Annotated in this window: 17 protein-coding genes and 2 tRNA genes; 9 read left to right on the top strand and 10 right to left on the bottom strand. The window is 68.0% G+C overall.

Annotated elements, in window-relative coordinates:
* Window positions 1-8: 8 nt before the first annotated feature.
* Entirely contained in the window at window positions 9-1,349 is a 1,341-nt protein-coding gene (locus AC3WLE_RS00320; RefSeq protein ID WP_492355718.1) for a short-chain fatty acid transporter, read from the bottom strand.
* A gap of 211 nt (window positions 1,350-1,560) precedes the next feature.
* A complete protein-coding gene (locus tag AC3WLE_RS00315; RefSeq protein ID WP_035815245.1) occupies window positions 1,561-1,938 on the bottom strand; it encodes a hypothetical protein in 378 nt (125 codons plus the stop codon).
* 224 nt (window positions 1,939-2,162) lie between these two features.
* Here AC3WLE_RS00315 and AC3WLE_RS00310 point away from each other — a divergent pair, with 224 nt between their 5' ends.
* Together AC3WLE_RS00310 and AC3WLE_RS00305 are read left to right on the top strand one after the other, a co-directional pair.
* Window positions 2,163-3,860, top strand: coding sequence for an MBL fold metallo-hydrolase (locus tag AC3WLE_RS00310; protein WP_492355717.1), 1,698 nt, complete (start codon window positions 2,163-2,165; stop codon window positions 3,858-3,860).
* An 89-nt stretch (window positions 3,861-3,949) separates the two neighbouring features.
* Window positions 3,950-4,026 (top strand) — tRNA-Arg (locus tag AC3WLE_RS00305).
* Between the two features lie 81 nt (window positions 4,027-4,107).
* Here AC3WLE_RS00305 and AC3WLE_RS00300 read toward each other — a convergent pair.
* Window positions 4,108-5,004 (bottom strand): hydrolase, encoded by an 897-nt coding sequence (locus AC3WLE_RS00300; RefSeq protein WP_492316872.1) that lies wholly within the window; start codon window positions 5,002-5,004, stop codon window positions 4,108-4,110.
* 217 nt (window positions 5,005-5,221) lie between these two features.
* On the opposite strand from AC3WLE_RS00300, the gene AC3WLE_RS00295 reads away from it, so the two are divergent.
* Window positions 5,222-7,027: a GGDEF domain-containing protein gene (locus AC3WLE_RS00295; protein ID WP_492355716.1), complete on the top strand. Its 1,806-nt coding sequence runs from the start codon at window positions 5,222-5,224 to the stop codon at window positions 7,025-7,027.
* A 117-nt stretch (window positions 7,028-7,144) separates the two neighbouring features.
* Here the strand turns inward: AC3WLE_RS00295 and AC3WLE_RS00290 are convergent.
* The 7 genes from AC3WLE_RS00290 to AC3WLE_RS00260 form a co-directional block, all read right to left on the bottom strand.
* Window positions 7,145-7,231, bottom strand: a tRNA-Leu gene (locus AC3WLE_RS00290).
* A 95-nt stretch (window positions 7,232-7,326) separates the two neighbouring features.
* Window positions 7,327-8,613: an amidohydrolase family protein gene (locus AC3WLE_RS00285; protein WP_492355715.1), complete on the bottom strand. Its 1,287-nt coding sequence runs from the start codon at window positions 8,611-8,613 to the stop codon at window positions 7,327-7,329.
* Window positions 8,614-8,675: 62 nt separating this feature from the next.
* On the bottom strand, window positions 8,676-9,368 hold the full coding sequence (locus AC3WLE_RS00280) for a TetR/AcrR family transcriptional regulator (RefSeq protein ID WP_492316869.1): 693 nt from the start codon (window positions 9,366-9,368) through the stop codon (window positions 8,676-8,678).
* The gene (gene upp / locus AC3WLE_RS00275) at window positions 9,368-10,054 is read right to left on the bottom strand and encodes a uracil phosphoribosyltransferase (RefSeq protein WP_492355714.1); all 687 of its coding nucleotides are present in this window, start codon (window positions 10,052-10,054) and stop codon (window positions 9,368-9,370) included. The genes AC3WLE_RS00280 and upp overlap by 1 nt, the downstream gene beginning before the upstream one ends.
* A gap of 72 nt (window positions 10,055-10,126) precedes the next feature.
* Entirely contained in the window at window positions 10,127-11,449 is a 1,323-nt protein-coding gene (locus AC3WLE_RS00270; RefSeq protein ID WP_492355713.1) for a URC4/urg3 family protein, read from the bottom strand.
* A complete protein-coding gene (locus AC3WLE_RS00265) occupies window positions 11,446-12,684 on the bottom strand; it encodes a GTP cyclohydrolase II (RefSeq protein ID WP_010814581.1) in 1,239 nt (412 codons plus the stop codon). The genes AC3WLE_RS00270 and AC3WLE_RS00265 overlap by 4 nt, the downstream gene beginning before the upstream one ends.
* 276 nt (window positions 12,685-12,960) lie before the next feature.
* On the bottom strand, window positions 12,961-14,061 hold the full coding sequence (locus tag AC3WLE_RS00260; RefSeq protein ID WP_492351037.1) for an acyltransferase family protein: 1,101 nt from the start codon (window positions 14,059-14,061) through the stop codon (window positions 12,961-12,963).
* A gap of 651 nt (window positions 14,062-14,712) precedes the next feature.
* Here AC3WLE_RS00260 and AC3WLE_RS00255 point away from each other — a divergent pair.
* From AC3WLE_RS00255 to AC3WLE_RS00230, 6 genes are all read left to right on the top strand, one after another.
* Window positions 14,713-15,810, top strand: a complete 1,098-nt coding sequence (locus AC3WLE_RS00255; RefSeq protein ID WP_492316865.1) for a substrate-binding domain-containing protein — start codon at window positions 14,713-14,715, stop codon at window positions 15,808-15,810.
* A gap of 52 nt (window positions 15,811-15,862) precedes the next feature.
* Entirely contained in the window at window positions 15,863-16,885 is a 1,023-nt protein-coding gene (locus AC3WLE_RS00250; RefSeq protein WP_479942089.1) for an ABC transporter substrate-binding protein, read from the top strand.
* A gap of 106 nt (window positions 16,886-16,991) precedes the next feature.
* Complete coding sequence (locus AC3WLE_RS00245) at window positions 16,992-17,810, top strand: ABC transporter permease (RefSeq protein WP_492316863.1); 819 nt, start codon at window positions 16,992-16,994, stop codon at window positions 17,808-17,810.
* A gap of 10 nt (window positions 17,811-17,820) precedes the next feature.
* Window positions 17,821-18,696: an ABC transporter permease gene (locus AC3WLE_RS00240; RefSeq protein WP_492316862.1), complete on the top strand. Its 876-nt coding sequence runs from the start codon at window positions 17,821-17,823 to the stop codon at window positions 18,694-18,696.
* Window positions 18,689-19,747: an ABC transporter ATP-binding protein gene (locus tag AC3WLE_RS00235; RefSeq protein WP_492316861.1), complete on the top strand. Its 1,059-nt coding sequence runs from the start codon at window positions 18,689-18,691 to the stop codon at window positions 19,745-19,747. The genes AC3WLE_RS00240 and AC3WLE_RS00235 overlap by 8 nt, the downstream gene beginning before the upstream one ends.
* Window positions 19,744-20,589, top strand: coding sequence for a phosphodiesterase (locus tag AC3WLE_RS00230; RefSeq protein WP_492357179.1), 846 nt, complete (start codon window positions 19,744-19,746; stop codon window positions 20,587-20,589). Before AC3WLE_RS00235 ends, AC3WLE_RS00230 begins: the two co-directional genes overlap by 4 nt.
* Window positions 20,590-20,712 lie beyond the last annotated feature (123 nt).

Raw genomic sequence — 20,712 nt, 5'->3', positions numbered from 1 at the left:
GGTCAATGTCAGGCAATCTGCGCGCCCCACAGCAGCAGCGCGGCAATGTAGATCAGGCCCACCCAGAACATCATGATCACGGTGTAGCCCATCACGTCCTTCAGGTTCAGCCTGGACAGCGCCAGCGCCGGCAATATCCAGAACGGCTGCACCAGGTCGTTCCAGGCATTGCCGAGCATCACCGACATCGAGGTCTGGCTGACCGAGCTGTTGATGGCCTTGGCCGCATCGACCATGAACGGGCCCTGGATCATCCAGTGGCCGCCGCCCGACGGCGCGAAGAAGTTGATCACGAACGAGCTGAGCAGCCCCCAGAACGGCAGCGTCTGCGGTGTGGCGATCTCCACGAACACGCGCGAGATGGTATCCACCAGCCCCGAGCCGGCCATGATCGCCATGATGCCTGCATAGAACGGATACTGCAGGATGATGCCGGAAATGGTCTTGATGCCTTCGTTCAGCTTGGCCACGTAGTTGACCGGCGTGCCCAGCAGCAGCACGCCCGCGAACAGGATCAGGAAGTTGATCAGGTTCAGGTCGAGCGAGCCGCCCTGCGTGAAGTAGATGACCGCGTAGGCCATGCCGCACAGGCCGATGGCCAGGCTCAGGATACGGCTGTTGTTCAGGCGCGCGGCCAGGGTGTTCTCGCCGCCCATGCTGTGGGCCGAGCCGGCCTCGGCCTTGGCGGGTTCCTGGTCGCGGCGGATCTCCACCACATCGGCCGGGTTGCGCGGATGCAGCCAGGCATTGAGCAGCGGCAGCGTGACGATCACCGCCAGGCTGGTCAGCAGCATCGGCGTGGAGAAGATGGTTTCAGACAGCGGGATCACGCCCATCAGCTTTTCCATCGGGTGGCCCGGGGTGGAGATCAGCACCGGGATGCTGGCCGACAGGCCCAGCCCGTACAGGGTGAAGCCGCTGTACGCGGCGGCGATGATGAGCGGGTAATGCACGCCACGGACCTTCAGCGCCAGCTTCCTGGCGATGATGCCGCCGATCACCAGCCCGAAGCCCCAGTTCAGGTAGCTGCCGATGCCGCCCACCAGCGTGGCGACGATCACCGCGGTGCGCGGCGAGTGCACGGCGCTGACGATGCGGTCGAGCATGCGGTCAGTGAACGGCGCGGTGGCCAGCACGTAGCCCATCGCCAGGATCACCGCCATCTGCGTGGTAAATGCCAGCAGGTTCCAGAACCCCTTGCCCCAGCCGGCGATCACGGCCGGCGCTGCCTGCCCTTGCACCGTCACCGCCAGCGCCATCGTCAGCAAGGTCAGGCCGATGGCAAATACGAAGGGATCCGGCAGGTACCGGCGCATGAGTTCGGTGAAGAACCCGGCAATCTTGCTCATAGCTTCCTTGTCTCCAGTTTCGGCCAAAGTTACGCTATTAGAACTACAGTTCTATATGCGAACTTCGCAAATACGCGTGGCTATGCTAAAGGCCGGTCGACCGGTTGGTCAAGGAAATGGGGACGCGCGATTACATTCGTTTCGCGCAACAATTATTGAATGAGACCTGGAATTTTCTACGCAGGCCATGCAATGCGGCAGATCGGCAGGATCAATAGCGCATCTGCACATCATCGACCTTGCCCGTCCGCGCGTTGTACAGGCAGGCATAGTGGAAGCCGATCGCCGACGAACTGTCGTCAGGCTCGAACACGCCTTCGCCATTGACCGAGGTTTGCGCATTGGGGCGCAGGTAGTACTGCTCGCGGTCGGCCATCAGCATCACGCTGCCAGGCTGCGGGTAGCGGCGCTTGAGGGCTTCCGCCACGGCCGGCTCGCAGGCCGTGGACGCGGCCCTGGATGCGGCTTGTGGATCGACGGTGATGCGGGTGGTGGCCGGGGGCACCGGGCGCGGTGCCATCTGCGGCGGCGTTTCGCAGGCGGCCAGCAGGCACACCAGCGGCAGGCACAGGCAAGAAGCTCGGATCACGCGGACCTCCTCAGAAGGAGGGCGCCGGCAACGGGCACCCCAAAAAGTGAAGCGGAGCTATCAGGTTACTGCCTCTGGCCGGAAAAGCCAAAGCCGGCGCGCCCGGGCAGCCGGGCAATGCCCCGCCGATAGCGAATCCTTGAACGCGGCTAAACTATGGCACGCGGCAGCGCCCCGGGTTCCGGCCAGGTGCGTGCCGCCAGCACAACCATGATGCCGACACAATGACAACCACAGAGACAAGCGGCAACCGCCCTGCCACCCCTGCCCCCCTGCTGCGCACCGCCGCCAGCCTGCTCGTCGTGCGCGATGCGCCGGCCGGCATGGAAGTGCTGCTGGTACGCCGCGTCGAACGCGCCAACGACCGCAGCAGCGCCGCCTACGTCTTCCCTGGCGGCACGCTCGACGCGCAGGACAAAGCCCTGCACGCGCATGCCCACGGCCTGGACGACGCCCTTGCCAGCGAACGCCTGGGCCTGCCGGCCAGCGGCCTGGACTTCTACCTGGCCGCCTTGCGCGAATGCTATGAAGAGGCCGGCCTGCTGTTTGCCTGCGACCGCGACGGGCGCCCGCATTCGCCGCACCAGCTCGACGCCGCCCGCCAGGCGCTGCTGCGCGAGGCAGTGCAGCGCGGCGGCCCCGGCCTGGCCCACGCTTGCGAGCAACTGGGCCTGCACCTGGCGGCCGACCGGCTCGCCTATCACAGCTACTGGCTGACGCCGCCCGGCCTGCCCAAGCGTTTCGATACCCGCTTCTTTGTCGCCATCGCCCCCGAAGGCCAGATGGCCGTGCCCGACGGCACCGAGATCGTGGAGCACCGCTGGGTCCGCCCCGGCGAGGCCGCCGATCCCGCCAGCGGCCTGCTGCTGATGCACGTCACGCGCCGCACGCTGAGCTCGATCGCGCAGTTTGAAAGCGCCGCGGCCTGCTTCGCCTATTACTCGCAGTTGCGCGGCATTGCCTGCATCATGCCGCGGCTGGCCACCGGCGCAGCCGGCGTGCGCCCGGTGATGCCCAACGAGCCGTGCTACGCCGAGATCGGCCGCATCGATCCCGACGGCAACACGCACGGCCGTTATGAGCTGGCACCGGGCGTGCCGGTACGGCTGTCCGAGCGCGTCTGGCGCGTGACCGCCAACAACGGCAGCGTGATGACGGGCCCGGGCACCAACACCTACCTGGTAGGCGGCGGTGCGCGCAATGAATGGGCCGTGATCGATCCGGGCCCCGACGATGGCGAGCATGTGCGCGCCATCCTTGCTGCCGCACCCGGCCCGATCCGCTGGATCCTCGCCACGCATACCCACCTGGACCACTCGCCCGCTGCCGCCGCGCTGCAGGCCGCCACCGGCGCCACGGTGCTCGGGCGTGCCGCGCCAGCCGGCCAGTGGCAGGACCTCAGCTTCGAGCCACAGCGCGAACTGGACCACGGCGAGCGCCTTGCCATCACCGAGGACTGCACCCTGCGCGTGTGCCACACACCGGGCCACGCCTCGAACCATCTCTGCTACCTGCTGGAAGAAGAAAAGACACTCTTCACCGGCGACCACGTGATGCAGGGCTCGACCGTCGTCATCGGCCCGCCCGATGGCGACATGCGCGCCTACCTGGACTCGCTCGCAGCGCTGCAGGACGAAGACCTCGACTGGCTGGCGCCGGGCCATGGCTTCCTGATCGCGCGCCCGCAGGACGCCATCCGCATCCTGGTCCGGCACCGGCTGCAGCGCGAGGCCAAGGTCGCTGCCGCGCTGCGCGAACTGGGTCCGGCACCGATCGGCGAGCTGCTGCTGCGCGTCTACGACGATGTGCCGCCGCGCATGCATCCGGTTGCGCAGCGATCGCTGCTGGCGCACCTGCTCAAGCTGCGCGATGACGGCAAGGCGCAGGAAACGGACGGCATCTGGTCGAACGCCGCGGCGTAACACCGGGCGCGGGCATCGGGGCCACTTGAAGATTTTTGGCGGGGGGCTTGCGCAAACCAGAAATTGCGCTACAATGGCGCCTCTCGTGTGCGGCTGTAGCTCAGTTGGATAGAGTACTTGGCTACGAACCAAGGGGTCGTGGGTTCGAATCCTGCCAGCCGCGCCACCTATGCAGAAAGAAAAAGGGCTTCCGGAAACGGAAGCCCTTTTTTCATTGCGGCGCTCGCATCTGGCGCCACCCTCCCCACTACCACCGATAGCGCGCGCCGACCGTTCCGCCCGGGTTGCGCCCCGCCCTCACCTTGAACCACAGCTTCATGCCGGTCGACGTATTGCCATGCGCGCCGATGTTGAAGGAGAACAGCCCGCGCAGCAGGTCGGCATCGATCTTGGTGCCGTTGATGTTGATGACCTGCTTGCGGCTGTCCTGCCACCAGTCTGCCTCGACAAAGGGATAGATGCCGGCCAGCCGCGTCGGCTGCGCGCCGTACAGGCGCACGCCGATACCGGCGGCGCTGGCATCGCCGGGCATGGCTTGCATCGGCATGCCGGAGACGGGGGACATGCCAGGCTGGTAGGCCAGCTGCAAGCGCGGCTGGATGGTCAGCCCGCCTGCGCGCGGCACCACGGCATCGACCGCCAGCGCCATGGTGCGCACGCGACTGTCGGCAAAACCGCCTGCGCTGGTGATGTCGTCCAGGTGCAGCGACACCCGGCGCGGGCGTTCGGCCATGGCGGCAGTTTCACGGTCGACCGCGGCAAGGCCGGGAGCATCGTCATCGGGCCCGGGGCCTAAGGCGAGCGTTAACGCGGATGGGGACGACTGCGACGGCGCGGCATACTCGACGGTGACGGGCTCGGCGGGCGTGGCGGACCAGGCAGGAGCAGCGGTGTCGGCAACCAGCAGATCGGGCACGTCGGCCATGGCGGGCTGCCCGGCTTGCGCCTGCAGCGGCTGGTCCCAGCCGGAGACGCCCTGGCTTTCCGGAACGGCGTCATCTGCATGGGCCAGTGCACACATCAGCATGGCCAGGATGACGCTGTACTGCAGGTGATGCAGGACCATGCCGTGGTGCGCGGCACATGCGTGCCACCCGGGGCAAGTCCCCGCCTCCCTTTCTCTCGATGACAAGACCGTAGTCATGGCAACCACCTTCGGACGTTATATGTGCCTGCCCGATGAGCTTGAGCATAGGTCAAATGCCCTGCCAGCGTTAGCCGGTAATGTTCGGCCGCGCGCGCCCCGTACGACCCTGTCAGTGAGCAAATTCGGCCTGGCCGCTGCGCCTTTTCGTCAATAATGGCGGTAATGACAAATCTTGCAGACATCGCCCGGCAAGTTGCCGCCGGGAGCAAACCTTATGGCCTTGTGGCAACGTGCGCGCCGGCGTGAGTCCGAACCCGGGGGCATGGCACCGCCGGCCGGACGCAGCCGCAGCCTGAAGCGCAAGCTGGCGATCGCCACGGCGGTCGGCGGGCTCTGCACCCTGGTGCTCGCCGCGCTGGTGATGGCCCGCTCGTATGGCGACTTCACCTCGGCGCGGCAGAACCTGTATGACATCTCGGCGTACCGCGAGCTGCTCGAGGCCGCCAACGTGCTGTCCGCGGAACGCGGACCGGCCAACAGCGTGCTGGGAGAGCCACCCTCGCCCAACACTCCCGCGCGCGAACGCCTGCAAGCCTTCCGCGCCCGCAGCGATGCCGCGCTGGCGCGCCTGGCCGCGCCGCCGCCGGCACCCTTCGGCCTGCACAACCACCACCTGCCGCCGCTGATGGTCGAGCGCGTGCGCGAACGCCTGGCGCGGGCGCGGGCCGAGATCGACGAACTCGCCGGGCGCCCGCGCCAGGACCGTGACATGGACGAGATCCGCCATGCCATCGAAAGCATGTTCGAGGTCGTGGACGCGCTGCAGCCGGCCATCGCCTGGCAGGTGCGCGAACTGTCCGCCTGCGACGACGGCCTGGCGGCGCCGGCGCTGACCGGCAGGATGCTGGGCGACCTGCGCGAGTATGGCGGGCGCATCGCCTCGCAGATCATGGCGCCCGTGGCGGCGCGCCAGCCGATGCCGGTGCAGAGCCTGGTGGATGCCACGCGCTCGCGCGGCCGGCTGCTGGAGCTATGGCAGCTGGCGGGGCCGGCGTACAACATGTTCGGCGCCGTGCCCGCGCTGGAGCAGGCATACGCCGACGCCGGCCACCAGTTCTTCGGCCAGGGCCTGTCGATGATCGACAGCCTGGTTGCGCAGGGCCGCGTGTCGGGCCATTACTCGATGACGCCGACGGAGCTGACCAACCGCTATGTGCGCACGCTGGAGCCGCTGGAGCGGCTGCGCAGCGTATTCCTGGACGAGGTGGTCGCGCATTTCACCGCGACGCGCGCGCAGGCGCTGCGCGAACTGACGGCCGCGTGCGGCACGTCGGCGCTGATCCTTGCCGTGCTGGGCTACGTGCTGGTGTTCATGCAGCGCTCGGTGTTCCTGCCGCTGCTGCGCGCCGGCGACGAAGTGATCGGCCTGGCCGAGGCGCGCGACCACCCGCAGTACGCTGCGCCAGCGGCATCCGCCAGGCCCGCGGCGGAGATGCGGCGCCTGTTCGATGCCATCGAGATCCTGCGCCGCAAGCTGCGCGAGCGCGCCTCGCTGACCGAACAACTGGAACACCAGGCGCGCACCGACAGCCTGACCGGGCTGCTGAACCGGCGCGCGCTGGAGCTGGTGGCCGCGCAGTACGCGGCACACGACAGCGCCAGCCTGGTGCTGATCGACGTGGACCGCTTCAAGCAGATCAACGACCGCCATGGCCATGCCGCCGGCGACCAGGTGCTGCGCGACATCGCTGCGATGATGCGCGCACTGGTGCCGCCCGAAGGCGTGCTGGCACGCTTCGGCGGCGAGGAGTTCGCGCTGCTGCTGTCGCACGGCAGGCCGGGCGAGGCCGCCGCGCTGGCCGAAACCCTGCGCGCGGAAATCGCGTCGCGCCCGGTCTACCTGTCGGGCAGCACCCAGCTGTGCGTCACCGCCAGCTTCGGCGTGGCCATCGGGCGCGGCGGCGAGCGTCACTGGCAGCGGCTGTTCGGCGCGGCCGACGCTGCCATGTACCGCGCCAAGGCCGAAGGGCGCAATTGCGTGCGCGAGGCACAGCGCGAGGAAGGGGTGGCAACCGGATGAAGCAGGCCGGGCCCCGGAACCAGTACGGAAACGATGGACGAAAAAAAACCGCATCGCTGCGGGTTTTTTTCGGGCTGAAACGAAGAAAGGCTCGCTTGCGCGAGCCTTTCCAAATATTGGTGCCCAGAAGAGGACTCGAACCTCCACAGTGTTGCCACCGCTAGGACCTGAACCTAGTGCGTCTACCAATTCCGCCATCTGGGCTTCGTTTCGCTGCATTGCTGCTTCGATGCGAAGAAGGAAATTATGCCGAGCGCGTCAGGAACTGTCAACACCCTGACACAAAAAATTTGTGATTCTTATTGCCCGCCGCCGCGCCGCAGGAAATCCACCTGCGCCGGCCGGCCAGGCAGGTCCAGCGCGGCCATCGCAGGGGGCATGCTGGCGATGGTCTTGCCGGCACGCAGCACCCGCAGCCGCGTGGCGCGCAGGCGGATTGCCTCCACCGGGTCGCGCGCCTGCAGCAGCACCAGGTCGGCGCGGCAGCCAGGCGCCACGCCGTAGCCATCCAGCCCCAGGATCTGCGCGGGCGTGGCGGTCACCGCGGCGAAGCAGGCGCGCATGGCCTCCTGCCCGGTCATCTGCGCAACGTGCAGCCCCATGTGCGCCACTTCCAGCATGTCGCCGGAGCCCAGGCTGTACCACGGATCCATCACGCAATCGTGGCCGAACGCCACCGGCACGCCGGCCGCCAGCAACTCCGGCACGCGCGTCATGCCGCGGCGCCGGGGATAGGTATCGTGCCGCCCCTGCAGCGTGATGTTGATCAGCGGATTGGCGATCGCCGCCACGCCGGCCTCGCGCATCAGCGGAAGCAGCTTGGACACGTAGTAGTTGTCCATCGAATGCATCGAGGTCAGGTGCGAGCCCGCCACCCTGCCCTGCAGGCCGAGCCGCACGGTCTCGCTGGCCAGCGTCTCGATATGGCGCGACAGCGGGTCGTCGCTCTCGTCGCAGTGCATGTCGACACGCAGGCCGCGGTCCGCCGCCAGCTCGCACAACAGCCGCACCGATTCGGCGCCCTGCGCCATGGTGCGCTCGAAATGCGGGATCCCGCCGACCACGTCGACGCCCATGTCCAGCGCGCGCTTCAGGTTGTCCAGCGCGCCGGGCGCGCGCAGCACGCCGTCCTGCGGGAACGCCACCAGCTGCAGGTCCAGGTAGGGACGCACGCGCTCGCGCACGTGCAGCAGCGCCTCCACCGCCAGCAGCCGCGGATCGCACACGTCCACATGCGAGCGGATCGCCAGCAGCCCGCGCGCCACCGCCCAGTCGCAATAGGCCAGCGCGCGCTCGACCAGCGCTTCCTGCGTCAGCATCGGCTTGAGCTCGCCCCACAGCGCGATGCCTTCGAGCAGCGTGCCCGACTGGTTCACGCGCGGCAGCCCGTACGACAGCGTGGCGTCCATATGGAAGTGCGCATCGACGAACGGCGGCGTCACCAGGTGGCCGGCCGCATCGATCTCGTCGGCGGCGCGCGCGGCCAGTGCCGGCTCAACCGCGGCGATGCGGCCCGCGGCAATGCCGATATCGATGTCGGTGCGCCCGTCGGGCAGGTTGCAGTGCCGCAGGATCAGGTCGAGCATGGAGGTCTCTCAGGCAGGAGGCACGGCGATGTTCTCACGGCGCCGGCTCCGGCGCCACGGCGTCATGCGCGCCGGTCGCGTGCTGCGGGCTCGGGGTCGAGTCCGCAGCCGCGCAGCAGCAGCGCCACCAGGTGCTCGGTGGCCTGCGCATAGTCCTGCTGCTCCAGCTGGCTGACGCCGAGCACCGCGCATACCTGCGACTCGAAATCCGCATAGGTCTGCGTGGCCGCCCAGATCGTGAAGAACAGGTGCTGGGGGTCGACCGGCGCCATCTGGCCGCGGTCGATCCACTGCTGCACCACCGCGGCCTTGCGCGACACCAGTTCGCGCAGCACCTGCCGCAGGACCTCGCCGATCTCATGCGCGCCGTGCAGCAGTTCATTGGCAAATACGCGCGACGCATCCGGATGACTGGCCGACAGCCGCATCTTGGCGCGGATGTATTGTTCCAGCGCCACCTGCGGTGGCAGCTCGGCGCGGATGATGTCGGTCTCCGACAGCCACAGCTGCAGCGTATGCGCCAGCACGGCACGGTACAACGCCTGCTTGGTGCGGAAGTAGTAATGCAGGTTGGACTTGGGCACCCCGGCGCGCACCGCGATCTCGGCCATGGTGGCGCCGGCAAAGCCCGCGCGCGCAAAGACATGCTCGGCCGCGCGCAGGATCATGGCCTGGTTCTCCTGCCGGATGCGCCCGCCCGGCGCATCGCACGCGGGCAGCGGGCGCCGCGCCGCGGCGCTGGCCTGCGTGTCCATCAGCGCGTGCCGTAGAGGCGGTCGCCGGCGTCGCCCAGCCCGGGCACGATATAGCCGTGCTCGTTGAGCGTGTCGTCGATGGCCGCGGTGACGATGCCGACCTCAGGGTGCGCCGCGCGCAGCGCGCGCAGCCCCGGGCGCGAGGCGATCAGGCACACGTACTTCATGGTGGTGACGCCGGCCTCTTTCAGGCGGTTCAGCGCGGCGATGGCCGAGTTGCCGGTGGCCAGCATCGGGTCCACCACGATCACCATGCGCTCCTGGATGTCTTCCGGCATCTTGAAGTAGTACTCGATCGGCTCCAGCGTCTCGGGGTCGCGGTACAGGCCGATATGCCCGACGCGCGCCGCCGGCAGCAGCTCCAGCATGCCGTCGATAAAGCCGTTGCCGGCGCGCAGGATCGACACCAGGCACAGCTTCTTGCCCGACAGCACCCGCGACTGCATCGGCGCGATCGGCGTGCGGATGGCGACCGTCTCCATGGCCAGGTCGCGCGTGGCTTCGTAGGTCAGCAACTGGCTGATTTCACGCACCAGCCGGCGGAAGTTGTCGGTGGTGGTGTCCTCGCTGCGCACCAGGGTGACCTTGTGCTGCACCAGCGGGTGGTCGACGACCAGCACGCCGGCCAGGCCGGCAGCATCGGCATCGAATGTATCAACAGCGGGAACAGCGGACATGTCGTTCATGGTGACGCTCCTGATGCCAGGTTTCACATGCAATGCCTGCCGGCAACGTCGGCCGCCTGGCGGCCGACTTGCTCAGAACACGGTGCCGTCGCTGATGATGGCGAACGGCGGCGCGCCACCCGGGCGCCGCTTGGCGGCAATGCGGCGCCCCGCCGCCCAGGTGCCGCCTTCGAGCACGCGCGCCAGCGGGAAATTTTCTTCCTGCAAGCCAAGCGCCTGGCGCACGCCGTCGGCCACCAGGTCCAGGCCGGTCACGGTCAGCGCGCGCCATTCGACGATCACGGGCTCATCCACCGCATGCGGCACGGCGGCAAAGCCGGGGTCGCGCGGCACCATCAGCTCGAAGTCGTAGAGCAGGCCGCCGTTGCGGTATTCGGGCAGGCCCGTCAGCGCGTCCAGCCCGGTCACGGTCAGGCCGGCGTCCTCCAGCGGCTCCAGCAGCGAATAGGTCAGCCATTGCGTGAGCTTGTGGAACGGCACCAGCCCGCCCGGCGCGGCCGGATGCCGCCAGCAGTCGCCCAGCGACACGCCTTCGACAATGATCCGCCCCGGCCATACCGGCCCCAGGCCGACCAGCAGCGTGCGCAGCAGGAAGCGGGCGTCGAGCTGCCCGTTGACCGCATGCGCCTTCAGGTAGTCGTACAGGTTGCCCAGCCGCGCCGGCCGGCCGAACAGCGCCGGGGTCGCCTCCATCACCTCGCCCAGGCGGCGCAGCAGGCCGGCGCGGCCTTCCAGCCCCACCAGCGGGTTGTGCTGCGCGACCTGGAAGGCGTGGGCGATGCTGTCGGCATCGATGCGCTGCAGCCGCTCGGCGTCCGCGCGCAGCGGATCGCCCGGCGCGGCCGAGAAGCCGCCGCGCGCGAACAGGTCGAAACTGGCCACGCCCAGCCCTTCCGAGCGCGTCAGCACCAGGTCGCTGGCCGGATCGCGGTAACGCCAGTCAGGGCCGGCACCGGCATCGAGCAACACGCTTGGAATCACCAGGTCGATGCCGATGCGGGCGCGCTCCTCGCGGTGCTCGGGCCCGCTCAGCGCGGCACGCTCGCACAGCACCTGCCAGCGGTCCGCGCGCTGGTCGACGCCGGCGCTTTCAAAATGGCGCCAGCGGCTGTGGTACGGCACCTGCAGGTCCGGATAGCGCTGGCGGATGGTGCTGGCGACATAGTCGGCAATGGCATGCACGCGGTCCGGATGCCAGGTGAAAAGTTCGGACGCGCCGCTGGCCACGTGCTCGGTGACCGCCGCGCAATGCGTGCGCACCGCCTCGGCACACAGCAGCGCCGAAGCGGGATGCCCTTCCGGCACCGGGCTCAGCCAGCCGGCACCCGGCCGCATCTCGTTACCTGTGCCCTGGCGGTCCATGCCGGGCTTGCCATCCTCGGGAAACATCGTCATTCGTTCAACCCCCTGCCCTTTGCCAGGGCCAGTTCGTTCGCATCCGGCGGCGTGTAGTGCGTAAAGTAGCCCGCGGCCACCTTGGCATCGATCTCGACACGGGCGTCGGCGGGAATCAGGGTCTCGGGGATGGCCACCTGCTCGACCACCTCGATGCCCTGCGCCACCAGCGCGCCATGCTTCATGTTGCTCATCGACGCCCAGCGGTCGATGCGGCGGATGCCCAACCAGTGGAACACATCCGGCATCAGCTCCTGGAAACGCATGTCCTGCACGCCTGCCACGCATTCGGTGCGGGCAAAGTAAGTCTCGGCACGGTCGCCGCCCACCTGCCGCTTGCGTGCGTTGTAGACCAGGAACTTGGTCACCTCGCCCAGCGCGCGGCCCTCCTTGCGGTTGTAGACCACCAGCCCGACACCGCCCTGCTGCGCCATCTCGATGCACACCTCGATGCCATGTGCCAGATACGGCCGGCAGGTACAGATGTCTGACCCGAACACATCCGATCCGTTGCATTCATCGTGCACGCGGCAGGCCACGCGGGTTTCGGGCTTGCCCAGCTGGCTCACGTCGCCGAAGAAATACAGCGTCATGCCGCCGATGGGCGGCAGGAACACCTTCAGGTCCGGCCGCGTCACCAGTTCCGGGAACATGCCGCCGGTCTGCTCGAACAGGCTGCGGCGCAGCACGCTTTCCTTGATGCCGAAACGGGCCGCCAGCCCGGGCAGGTACCAGACCGGATCGACCGCAGCCTTGGTCACGCGCACATCGCCGTTGGCATGGAGGATGTCGCCGTCGGGCTTGAGCCGGCCGGCCGCGATGGCCGACATCAGCTCCGGCATGTTGATATGCGCGCGGGTGACGGCGATGGTCGGGCGGATATCCACGCCGGCCGCGATGCGGTCGGCAAACACAGTGGAAACCAGGTGGCCCCAGGGATCCAGCGAGACAATTTTCTCCGGGTCGCCCCACTGCGGATGCGGGCCGATGGCCTCCGCCGGCGCGGTATCGGTCAGGTCGGTGCGATGGTCGCGCTGCAATGCGCCCGCGGCAACCGCCAGGGCCCGGTAGATCGCGTAGGCACCTGCGTGAGTACCGATCACATTGCGCTGCGCCGGATTCGCCAGGCTGGCAATGACCGGCCCGCGCTCGGCCGCCGTGGGGGCGCCCCAGTGGATAGGCTCGGCCGGCTTGTCGCGGCGTGCGTGCGAGGTCAGGACGATATGGTCGGACATGGCACCCTCGGTTCCCGATGGAATCCTGACCAAATGGTCAGGTTTACGATTCCATACTAGGCAACCTTTGTGCCATCGCCCAATGCCGTTTACGCGAGTGTTGCTCCGATGTGTGTGGCGCCGAACGCAAGTTCGGGCGGGCGGCATGCACGCATGGCGTGCAGGCGGCGTGGCATAACGGGTGCACAAGCACCAACAAGAAGCGCGCACGGCCATGCTGGCACGGCGCCGTCCGGGAGAAGCCGTACCACCGCTGCACGACCGTGCCTGCAAACGTTACACGCGTTGCCGGCTGGCGCGGTCGCGGCCGTTGCCCAGCAGCGCACGCAGCGCCGCCAACGGCCGGGCGCTTTCGATGTAGCGATAGAACAACGCGCCGGCCACATTGCTGAGCGCCCATGCTGCAACCATGCCGAGCGCGTTCAGCACCGGCCGGCCTGGCGCCAGGTTCGACACCAGCGCGTTGACCAGCAGGCAGACCGGAAAGTGAACCAGGAACACCGAATAGGAAATGCGCCCGAAGAAGCCGACCACGCGCGCCCGCGGCCAGCGCTCCAGCCAGCCGCCGCGGCGCGCCACCGCCAGCAGCAGCGCAGTGGCCAGCGCCACCGCGATGCGCAGCCGGAAATCGAAGGCCAGCGCCGCCAACGCCACCGCGCCGAGGACCAGCAGCGGCAACACCGGGCGACCGGGGTTGGACGCCCAGTAGGCCAGCGCCCCCATGCCATAGGCGCCGAAGAAGTACAGCGCCCAGATATCCCACGCGGCATCGCGGTTGAACCAGAACAGCGACGCCACTGCCACCAGCGCCACGATGCCAATGCTGACCCCGGCACCCGCCGGCGCTTTCCCGCACGCCGCGGCGCGCGCGGCCCACAGCGCGCCCAGCAGCAGCGCAAACAGCTGCAGGTCGATGGCCACGTACCAGACCCCGGCCGAGAGCGCGTCGACATCGAGCACGTTATGCAGCAACGTCACGTGCGCCAGGAACTGCAGCAGGCCGGGCGGCGCGGGGATCGAATCATGCACCATCCATTGGCGCGCCAGGGCGGCACCGGCGATGCTGAGCAGCAGCGCCGCGGCAAAGGGCACCACCAGCTTCTGGTAGCGCCGCCACAGCACCAGCAGCGGATGCTGGCTGATCTCCAGCCGGCCATGCGGCGCCAGGCTGCGCGCGGCGAGGAAACCGCTGACCACCAGGAAGACCTGCACGGCGATGCGGGCGTAGTCGTACAGCCAGTCCACCAGCCCCGGGGCCAGCCGATACGCGGTATCGGACATCGGGCCATAGAAGGCCAGGTGATGGAGCACGATCAACTGGGAGCTGATTGCTTTCAGGGCGTCAATGCACGGCAGGCGCGACGGACGGGGGCTCATTGTTATAGGAATGTTGCGATTGCACGGAGGGGGCAATTCTACCTGCTTGCACCGACTTCAATATGGCGCGTACGCCACTACATGGAGATTCGTTACACACTGCCCCGGCATGTTGCGAGTTTGCCGTCGCGGCCCAATACACCTGCAGGATAGATACGGGGGACGTCAGGCTTGAACCACCCATTGAAGGGGCGTTTCGTTGTGCGCCAGTAGGCTAAGCTAGATCCAGGATTGCCACTTTGGGGCCGCTTATGCAGCGCCGCACGCACTTCCCCCGCACCGGTCACGCCTTCCGTTGCGGCTTGGCTGAGTGCTCCCTCATCGCCCTTCTGGCCGCGGCCCTGGCGGGCTGCGAGGGAGTCCCCCGGGATACCGCGGCGACCCCGCCACCGCCGCGTCAGCCGATTGCGCCCAGCGACGACGTGTACCCCGCCCCGACCACGGTACGCGACACGCGACCTGCGGTGCGCACTCCGTAGGCGGCGTTTTTCCTACGCGGCCGGCATCCGGCCCTTGCACCCGGATGTCATCCCCCTGTCATCCACCCCAAACAAAATGCCATCCAGACAGGGTGCAGGCACCCGTCCGCCAGCCGCCTTCTGCGGCAGTGCAGCGACGGAATGTCTTGACGCCCCGTTTTTTCCACCTTCAATGAAAACGTTTTCATCCGGAGCTGCAAGCGTGAATCGCAAAGATCCAGCGGGGGGCAGGCCCGACACGACAGGTGGCGCCACCCTGATCGACGTGGCGCAAGCCGCGCGGGTGTCGCTCGCCACCGCATCGCGCGTGTTCAGCAGCCCGCACCTGGTCCGCGACAGCACGGCGCAGCGCGTGCGCGAGGCGGCGCGCCGGCTCAGCTTTCGCCCCAACCTGCTGGGCAGCAAGCTGCGCGCCCAGCAGACCCGCATGATCGGCGTGATGCTGCCAACGCTGGAAAACGCGGTGTTCGCCGAATGCTGGCACGGCATCGAGGAAGCGGCGCTGGCGGGCGGCTATTCGCTGATGCTGGTCACCAGCGGCTACGATCCGGCGCGCGAATGCGAGCGTGTGGAGTACCTGCTGCGCCATCGCGTGGACGGCATGGTGCTGACCGTGGCCGACGCGGCGCACAGCACGGTGCTGGATCAACTCGACGGCGAGGGCGTGCCCTACGTGCTGGCGTACAACCAGGCCGGACCGCGCAGCCGGCGTCATTCGGTATCGGTGGACAACCGGCGCAGCGCCTGCGCCGGCGTGGAGGCCCTGATCGCCGCCGGGCACCGCCGCATCGCCGTGGTATCGGGCGCCTTCGTCGCCTCGGACCGCGCGCGCCAGCGCTTTGCCGGCTATCAGGACGCCATGCGCGCGCACGGGCTAAGGCCCGCCACGCCAGTCTGCCTGCCATCGCACACCGCCAGCAATGCCGAACAGATCCGCGCGCTGGTCCGGGCAAACGATGCGCCCACCGCCTTTTTCTGCACCAATGACCTGCTGGCCATCGGCGTGATCTCCGACCTCAGGCGCCTCGGCCTGAGCGTGCCGCGCGACATCTCCGTGCTGGGCTATGACGGTATCGCGCTGGGCAGCGTGGTCGAACCGCCGCTGGCCACCGTCGTGCAACCCAATGCGGAGATCGGCGCCAGCGCCGTCGGCCGGCTGCTTGCCTGGCTGCACGATGGCGGACGAGCCTCGGCGGCGCTGGCGCGCGTCACGCTGCTGCCGCACGCACTGCGCGTCAACGGCACCGTGGCCGCTCCGCCGTCACCGTAACCGCGTGCGCATGTTGCATTCCCCACCCCTGTCCTCAACCAAGGAGCCTCTCATGCAACCTATTCCTTCCTGGCGCCGCCCGCTGCGCTGGATTGCCCTGGCGCTAAGCGCTGCCGCGTTCAGCCAGGGCGTGGCCGCCCAGACCGCGATCTGCTACAACTGCCCGCCCGAATGGGCCGACTGGGCGGCACAGATCCGCGCCATCAAGGAAAAGACCGGCGTTGCCGTGCCGCTGGACAACAAGAACTCCGGCCAGTCGCTGGCGCAGCTGGTCGCCGAGAAAGCCAGCCCGGTGGCCGACGTGGTCTACTACGGCGTGACCTTCGGCATCCAGGCCAAAAAGGATGGCGTCACCGCCGCCTACAAGCCCGCCCACTGGAACGACATTCCCGACGGCCTGAAAGACCCGCAGGGCAACTGGTTCGCCATCCATTCCGGCACGCTGGGCTTCATGGTCAATGTCGACGCGCTGCGCGGCAAGCCGGTGCCGCAGTCATGGGCCGACCTGCTCAAGCCCGAGTACAAGGGCCTGGTCGGCTATCTCGACCCCGCCAGCGCCTTCGTAGGCTATGTGGGCGCAGTCGCGGTCAACCAGGCCATGGGCGGCACGCTCGACAACTTCGGCCCGGCCTTCAAGTATTTCAAGGACCTGCAGAAAAACCAGCCGATCGTGCCCAAGCAGACCGCTTATGCGCGCGTGCTGTCCGGTGAAATCCCTATCCTGCTCGATTACGACTTCAACGCCTATCGCGCCCGCTACAAGGATCACGCCAACGTTGCCTTCGTGATCCCCAGGGAGGGCTCAGTGGTGGTTCCCTACGTGATGAGCCTGGTCAACAAGGCGCCGCATGAGGCCGAAGGCCGCAAGGTGCTCGACTTCGTGCTGTCCGACGCCGGCCAGGCGCTGTGGGCCAACGCCTACCTGCGCCCGGTGCGCGCCGGCGTGGTGCCTAAGGAAGTACAGGCGCGTTTCCTGCCGGCCACCGAATACGCACGGGCCAAGGCGGTGGACTTCGGCAAGATGGCCGACGTGCAAAAGGCGTTCAGCGAGCAGTATCTGAAGGAGGTGCGCTGACGACTGGCGATGGTGTCACCCGCCTGATGGTTGTCTCCCCGCAAAGGGGGAGACAACCGGGCGGCTCACCCAAACCATCGCCCCCCCCCATCACCCCGTCGCTGCCATGACAAACCGATCCCCCTCCCTCTTCCTGTTCGCCTTGCCGGCACTGGTGGTCTTCCTGGCCTTCTTCTGCCTGCCGATGGCGCGGCTCCTGGCGGTCAGCATCAACGGCGAGCAAGGCGCGGGCGTGTACTGGACCGTGGTCTCCAGTCCGCGCTACCTGCACAGCCTGGTGGTCACCGTGCTGCTGTCGGCCGCCGTGACACTGGCCACGCTGGTGATTGCCGGCATTGCCGGCACCTTCCTGCAGCGCAACGCGGTGCCTGGCAAGTCCGTGCTGGTGGCCATGCTGAGCTTTCCGCTGGCGTTTCCCGGCGTGGTGATCGGCTTCATGGTCATCATGCTCGGCGGCCGCAACGGCCTGCTGGCAATGGTCGGCGACAAGGTCGCCGGCGAGCGCTGGACCTTTGCCTACGGCCTGGCGGGGCTGTTCGTCGGCTACCTGTACTTCTCGATCCCGCGCGTGATCCTGACCGTGATGGCGGCCGTGGACAAGCTGGACGCCTCGCTGGAAGAAGCGGCCCGATCGCTGGGCGCCAGTCCCTGGCACGTGGTGCGCGACGTGATGCTGCCCGCGATGATGCCGGCCATGATCTCCAGCGGCGCGATCTGCTTTGCCACCAGCATGGGCGCGTTCGGTACCGCCTTCACGCTGGCCACGCAACTCGATGTGCTGCCGCTCACCATCTACAACGAGTTCACCAACTACGCCAACTTCGGCATGGCCGCTGCGCTGTCCATCCTGCTGGGCACCGTCACCTGGGCCTTGCTGGCGCTCGCACGCTGGTTCTCCGGCGACGCCGTGGCCGCGACCGCCTAGGAGCCAACCCATGACCCCAACCCATCGCCGCCCCGGCTACTGGCTGCAACTGGCGCTCACACTGGCAGTCTGCGCCTTCATGACCGTGCCGGTCGTGCTCTCCGTGCTGGCTGGCCTGACCAACAATATCTTCATCGGCCTGGAAAGCGGCCTGACCACGCGCTGGCTCGCGGAAGTCTGGTCGCTCTATCGCAATACCATCTTCCTGTCGCTGCTGATCGCGCTGGCCTGCCTTGCCTGCACGCTGGTGCTGGGCGTGCCGGCCGCGTACTACATGGCGCTGCGGCGCAACCGCATCACCCGGCTGATCGAGGAACTGCTGATGCTGCCCGTGGCCGTTCCGGGCCTCGCGACCGCGCTTGGCCTGATCCTGCTCTACGGCACCTGGCAGGCCCTGCGCACGAGCTGGCTGTTTATCCTGATCGGCCATGTGCTGTTCACCCTGCCCTTTATGGTGCGTTCGGTGCTGGCCATCCTTGCCGCCATCGATATCCGCACGCTCGAAGACGCGGCGGCCAGCCTTGGCGCCAGCCGCCTGCAGCGTTTCTTTACCGTGGTGCTGCCCAATTGCCGCCAGGGCATCCTGGCCGGCGCGCTCATGGTGGTCACGCTGTCGGTGGGCGAATTCAACCTCACCTGGATGTTGCACACGCCCACCACCCAGACGTTGCCTGTGGGCCTGGCCGACAGCTATGCCTCGATGCGGCTGGAGATCGGCTCGGCCTACACCATCGTCTTCTTCGTCATGATCATTCCGCTGCTGGTGCTGATGCAGGCGCTCAGCGCGCTGGGCGCGCGTTCCCGCAAGTACGTTCCCGAAGCGGTGCCCGCCCCTGCTGTTGCCGCCACGCCGGCCAACCCTCATACCGAGACCCGTCATGCATGAACCCACCACCATCAGGCTGCGCGATTGCGGCAAGACGTTTGCCGACGGCACGCTGGCGCTGCAGCCGCTGGATCTCGACATCGGCGCCGCGGAAACCGTGGTACTGCTAGGCCCGTCCGGCTGCGGCAAAACCACCACGCTGCGCATCATCGCCGGGCTGGAGTATCCCGATGCAGGCGGCGAAGTCTGGTTCGGCGATACCTGCGTGACCGCGCTGCCGATCGAGCAGCGCGGCGTGGGCATGGTGTTCCAGAGCTACGCGCTGTTCCCCAATATGACCGTCTCCGAGAACATCGGCTACGGGCTGCGCGTGCGGCGCGTGGACGCCGCCACGCGCCGCACGCGGGTCGCCGACATGCTCGCGATGATGCATCTCGAACCCTTCGCCGACCGCCGCGTGGACCAGCTCTCGGGCGGCCAGCGCCAGCGCGTGGCGCTGGCACGCGCCATTGCCGTGCAGCCGCGCGTGCTACTGCTGGACGAGCCGCTGACCGCGCTCGACGCCAAGCTGCGCGACGCCCTGCGCGCCGACATCAACCAGTTGCTGCGCAACCTGGGCATCACCGCCGTCTATGTCACGCATGACCAGGCCGAGGCCATGGCGCTGGGCGACCGCATCATCGTAATGGACAAGGGCCGCATCGCCCAGACGGGCACGCCGCAGGATATCTACCGCGCCCCGGCCAATGCCTTCGTGGCGGATTTCATCGGCACCATGAACCGCCTGCCCGCCGCTGCCGAGAACGGCGCCTGGCGCGTGCCTGGCGGCGTCGTGCCCCGGACGCACGAATCCGCGCCGGCGCAGCGCGCCGACCTGATGTTCCGCCCCGAAGACGTGGCGCTGGTGCACATGGACAACGCCCATCTGCACGGTAGCGTGGTCACGGCCCTGTTCCTGGGCAACTGCACGCGCCTGCTGGTGGAAGTCGGCGCCGCCGCGCCGCTCATCGTCGACACCACGCGCCGCGACAACTGGCACGCCGGAGACCGCGTCGGCCTGCGCATCGACACCGGCCACCTCATCACACTTCCCGAAGCCCTGGCAGCATGAACACCGCCCCCTACCTGGTCGCCCACATCACCGACCTCCACATCAAGGCCGGCGGCAAGCTGTCGTACCGGCTGGTTGACACCGCCGGCGCGCTGCACCGCTGCATCGACGCCCTGCTGGCAGCCCCGCAACAACCCGACGCAGTGATTGTCACCGGCGACCTGGTCGACTTCGGCGCCGAAAGCGAATACCAGTTCCTGCGCCAGATCCTGCAGCGGCTACCCATGCCCGTGCGGCTGCTGCCGGGGAATCACGACAGCCGCGGCGCGCTACGCCGGGTCTTTGCCGATCACGACTACCTGTTTGCCACCGGCAGCGGCGAAGACCCGGTGCACTACAGCATCGACGCGGGCCCGCTGCGGCTGGTGGCCTTCGACTGCACCGTGCCGGGCCAGCCCGGCGGGCACGTCGATCCCGGCGCGCTGCCATGGCTGGAAGCCGCACTGTCTGCCGACCCGGCCCGCCCCACCCTGCTGTTGCTGCACCATCCGCCGTTCTTTACCGGCATCGGCCACATGGACGAGCAGGGCCTGGCCAACTCCGACGCGCTCGAAGCCATCGTGCGCCGCCACCCGCAAGTGGAACGCGTGCTGTGCGGCCATCTGCATCGGCACATCACGCGCCGCTTCGGTGGCACGGTCGCGATCACCGCGCCCGGGCCGGCGCACCAGGTGGCGCTGGACCTGGACCCGCAGGCGCCCTCGTGCTTTCGCATGGAGCCGCCGGGCTACCTGCTGCACTGGTGGCATCCGGCACACGGACTCGTGACGCATGCGGCAGCGATCGGGGACTATGGGGCAGCGCATCCGTTCTTTGACGCGCAGGGCAAGCTGATCGACTAGCGGTGACGCTCTGGCAGGTTGTTCGTAAGCGCCAGGTGATGGCCTTGCAAAAGTACACGAATGGCGAAGCCATGCGTCGCAACCGCTTGCGCCATGTCCCAGCTTGCAGGTGGAGTCATCCGC

It is taken from the genome of Cupriavidus sp. FW306-1B-F12B, assembly GCF_058781795.1.
This window is presented reverse-complemented; position numbering and strand designations above follow the sequence as displayed.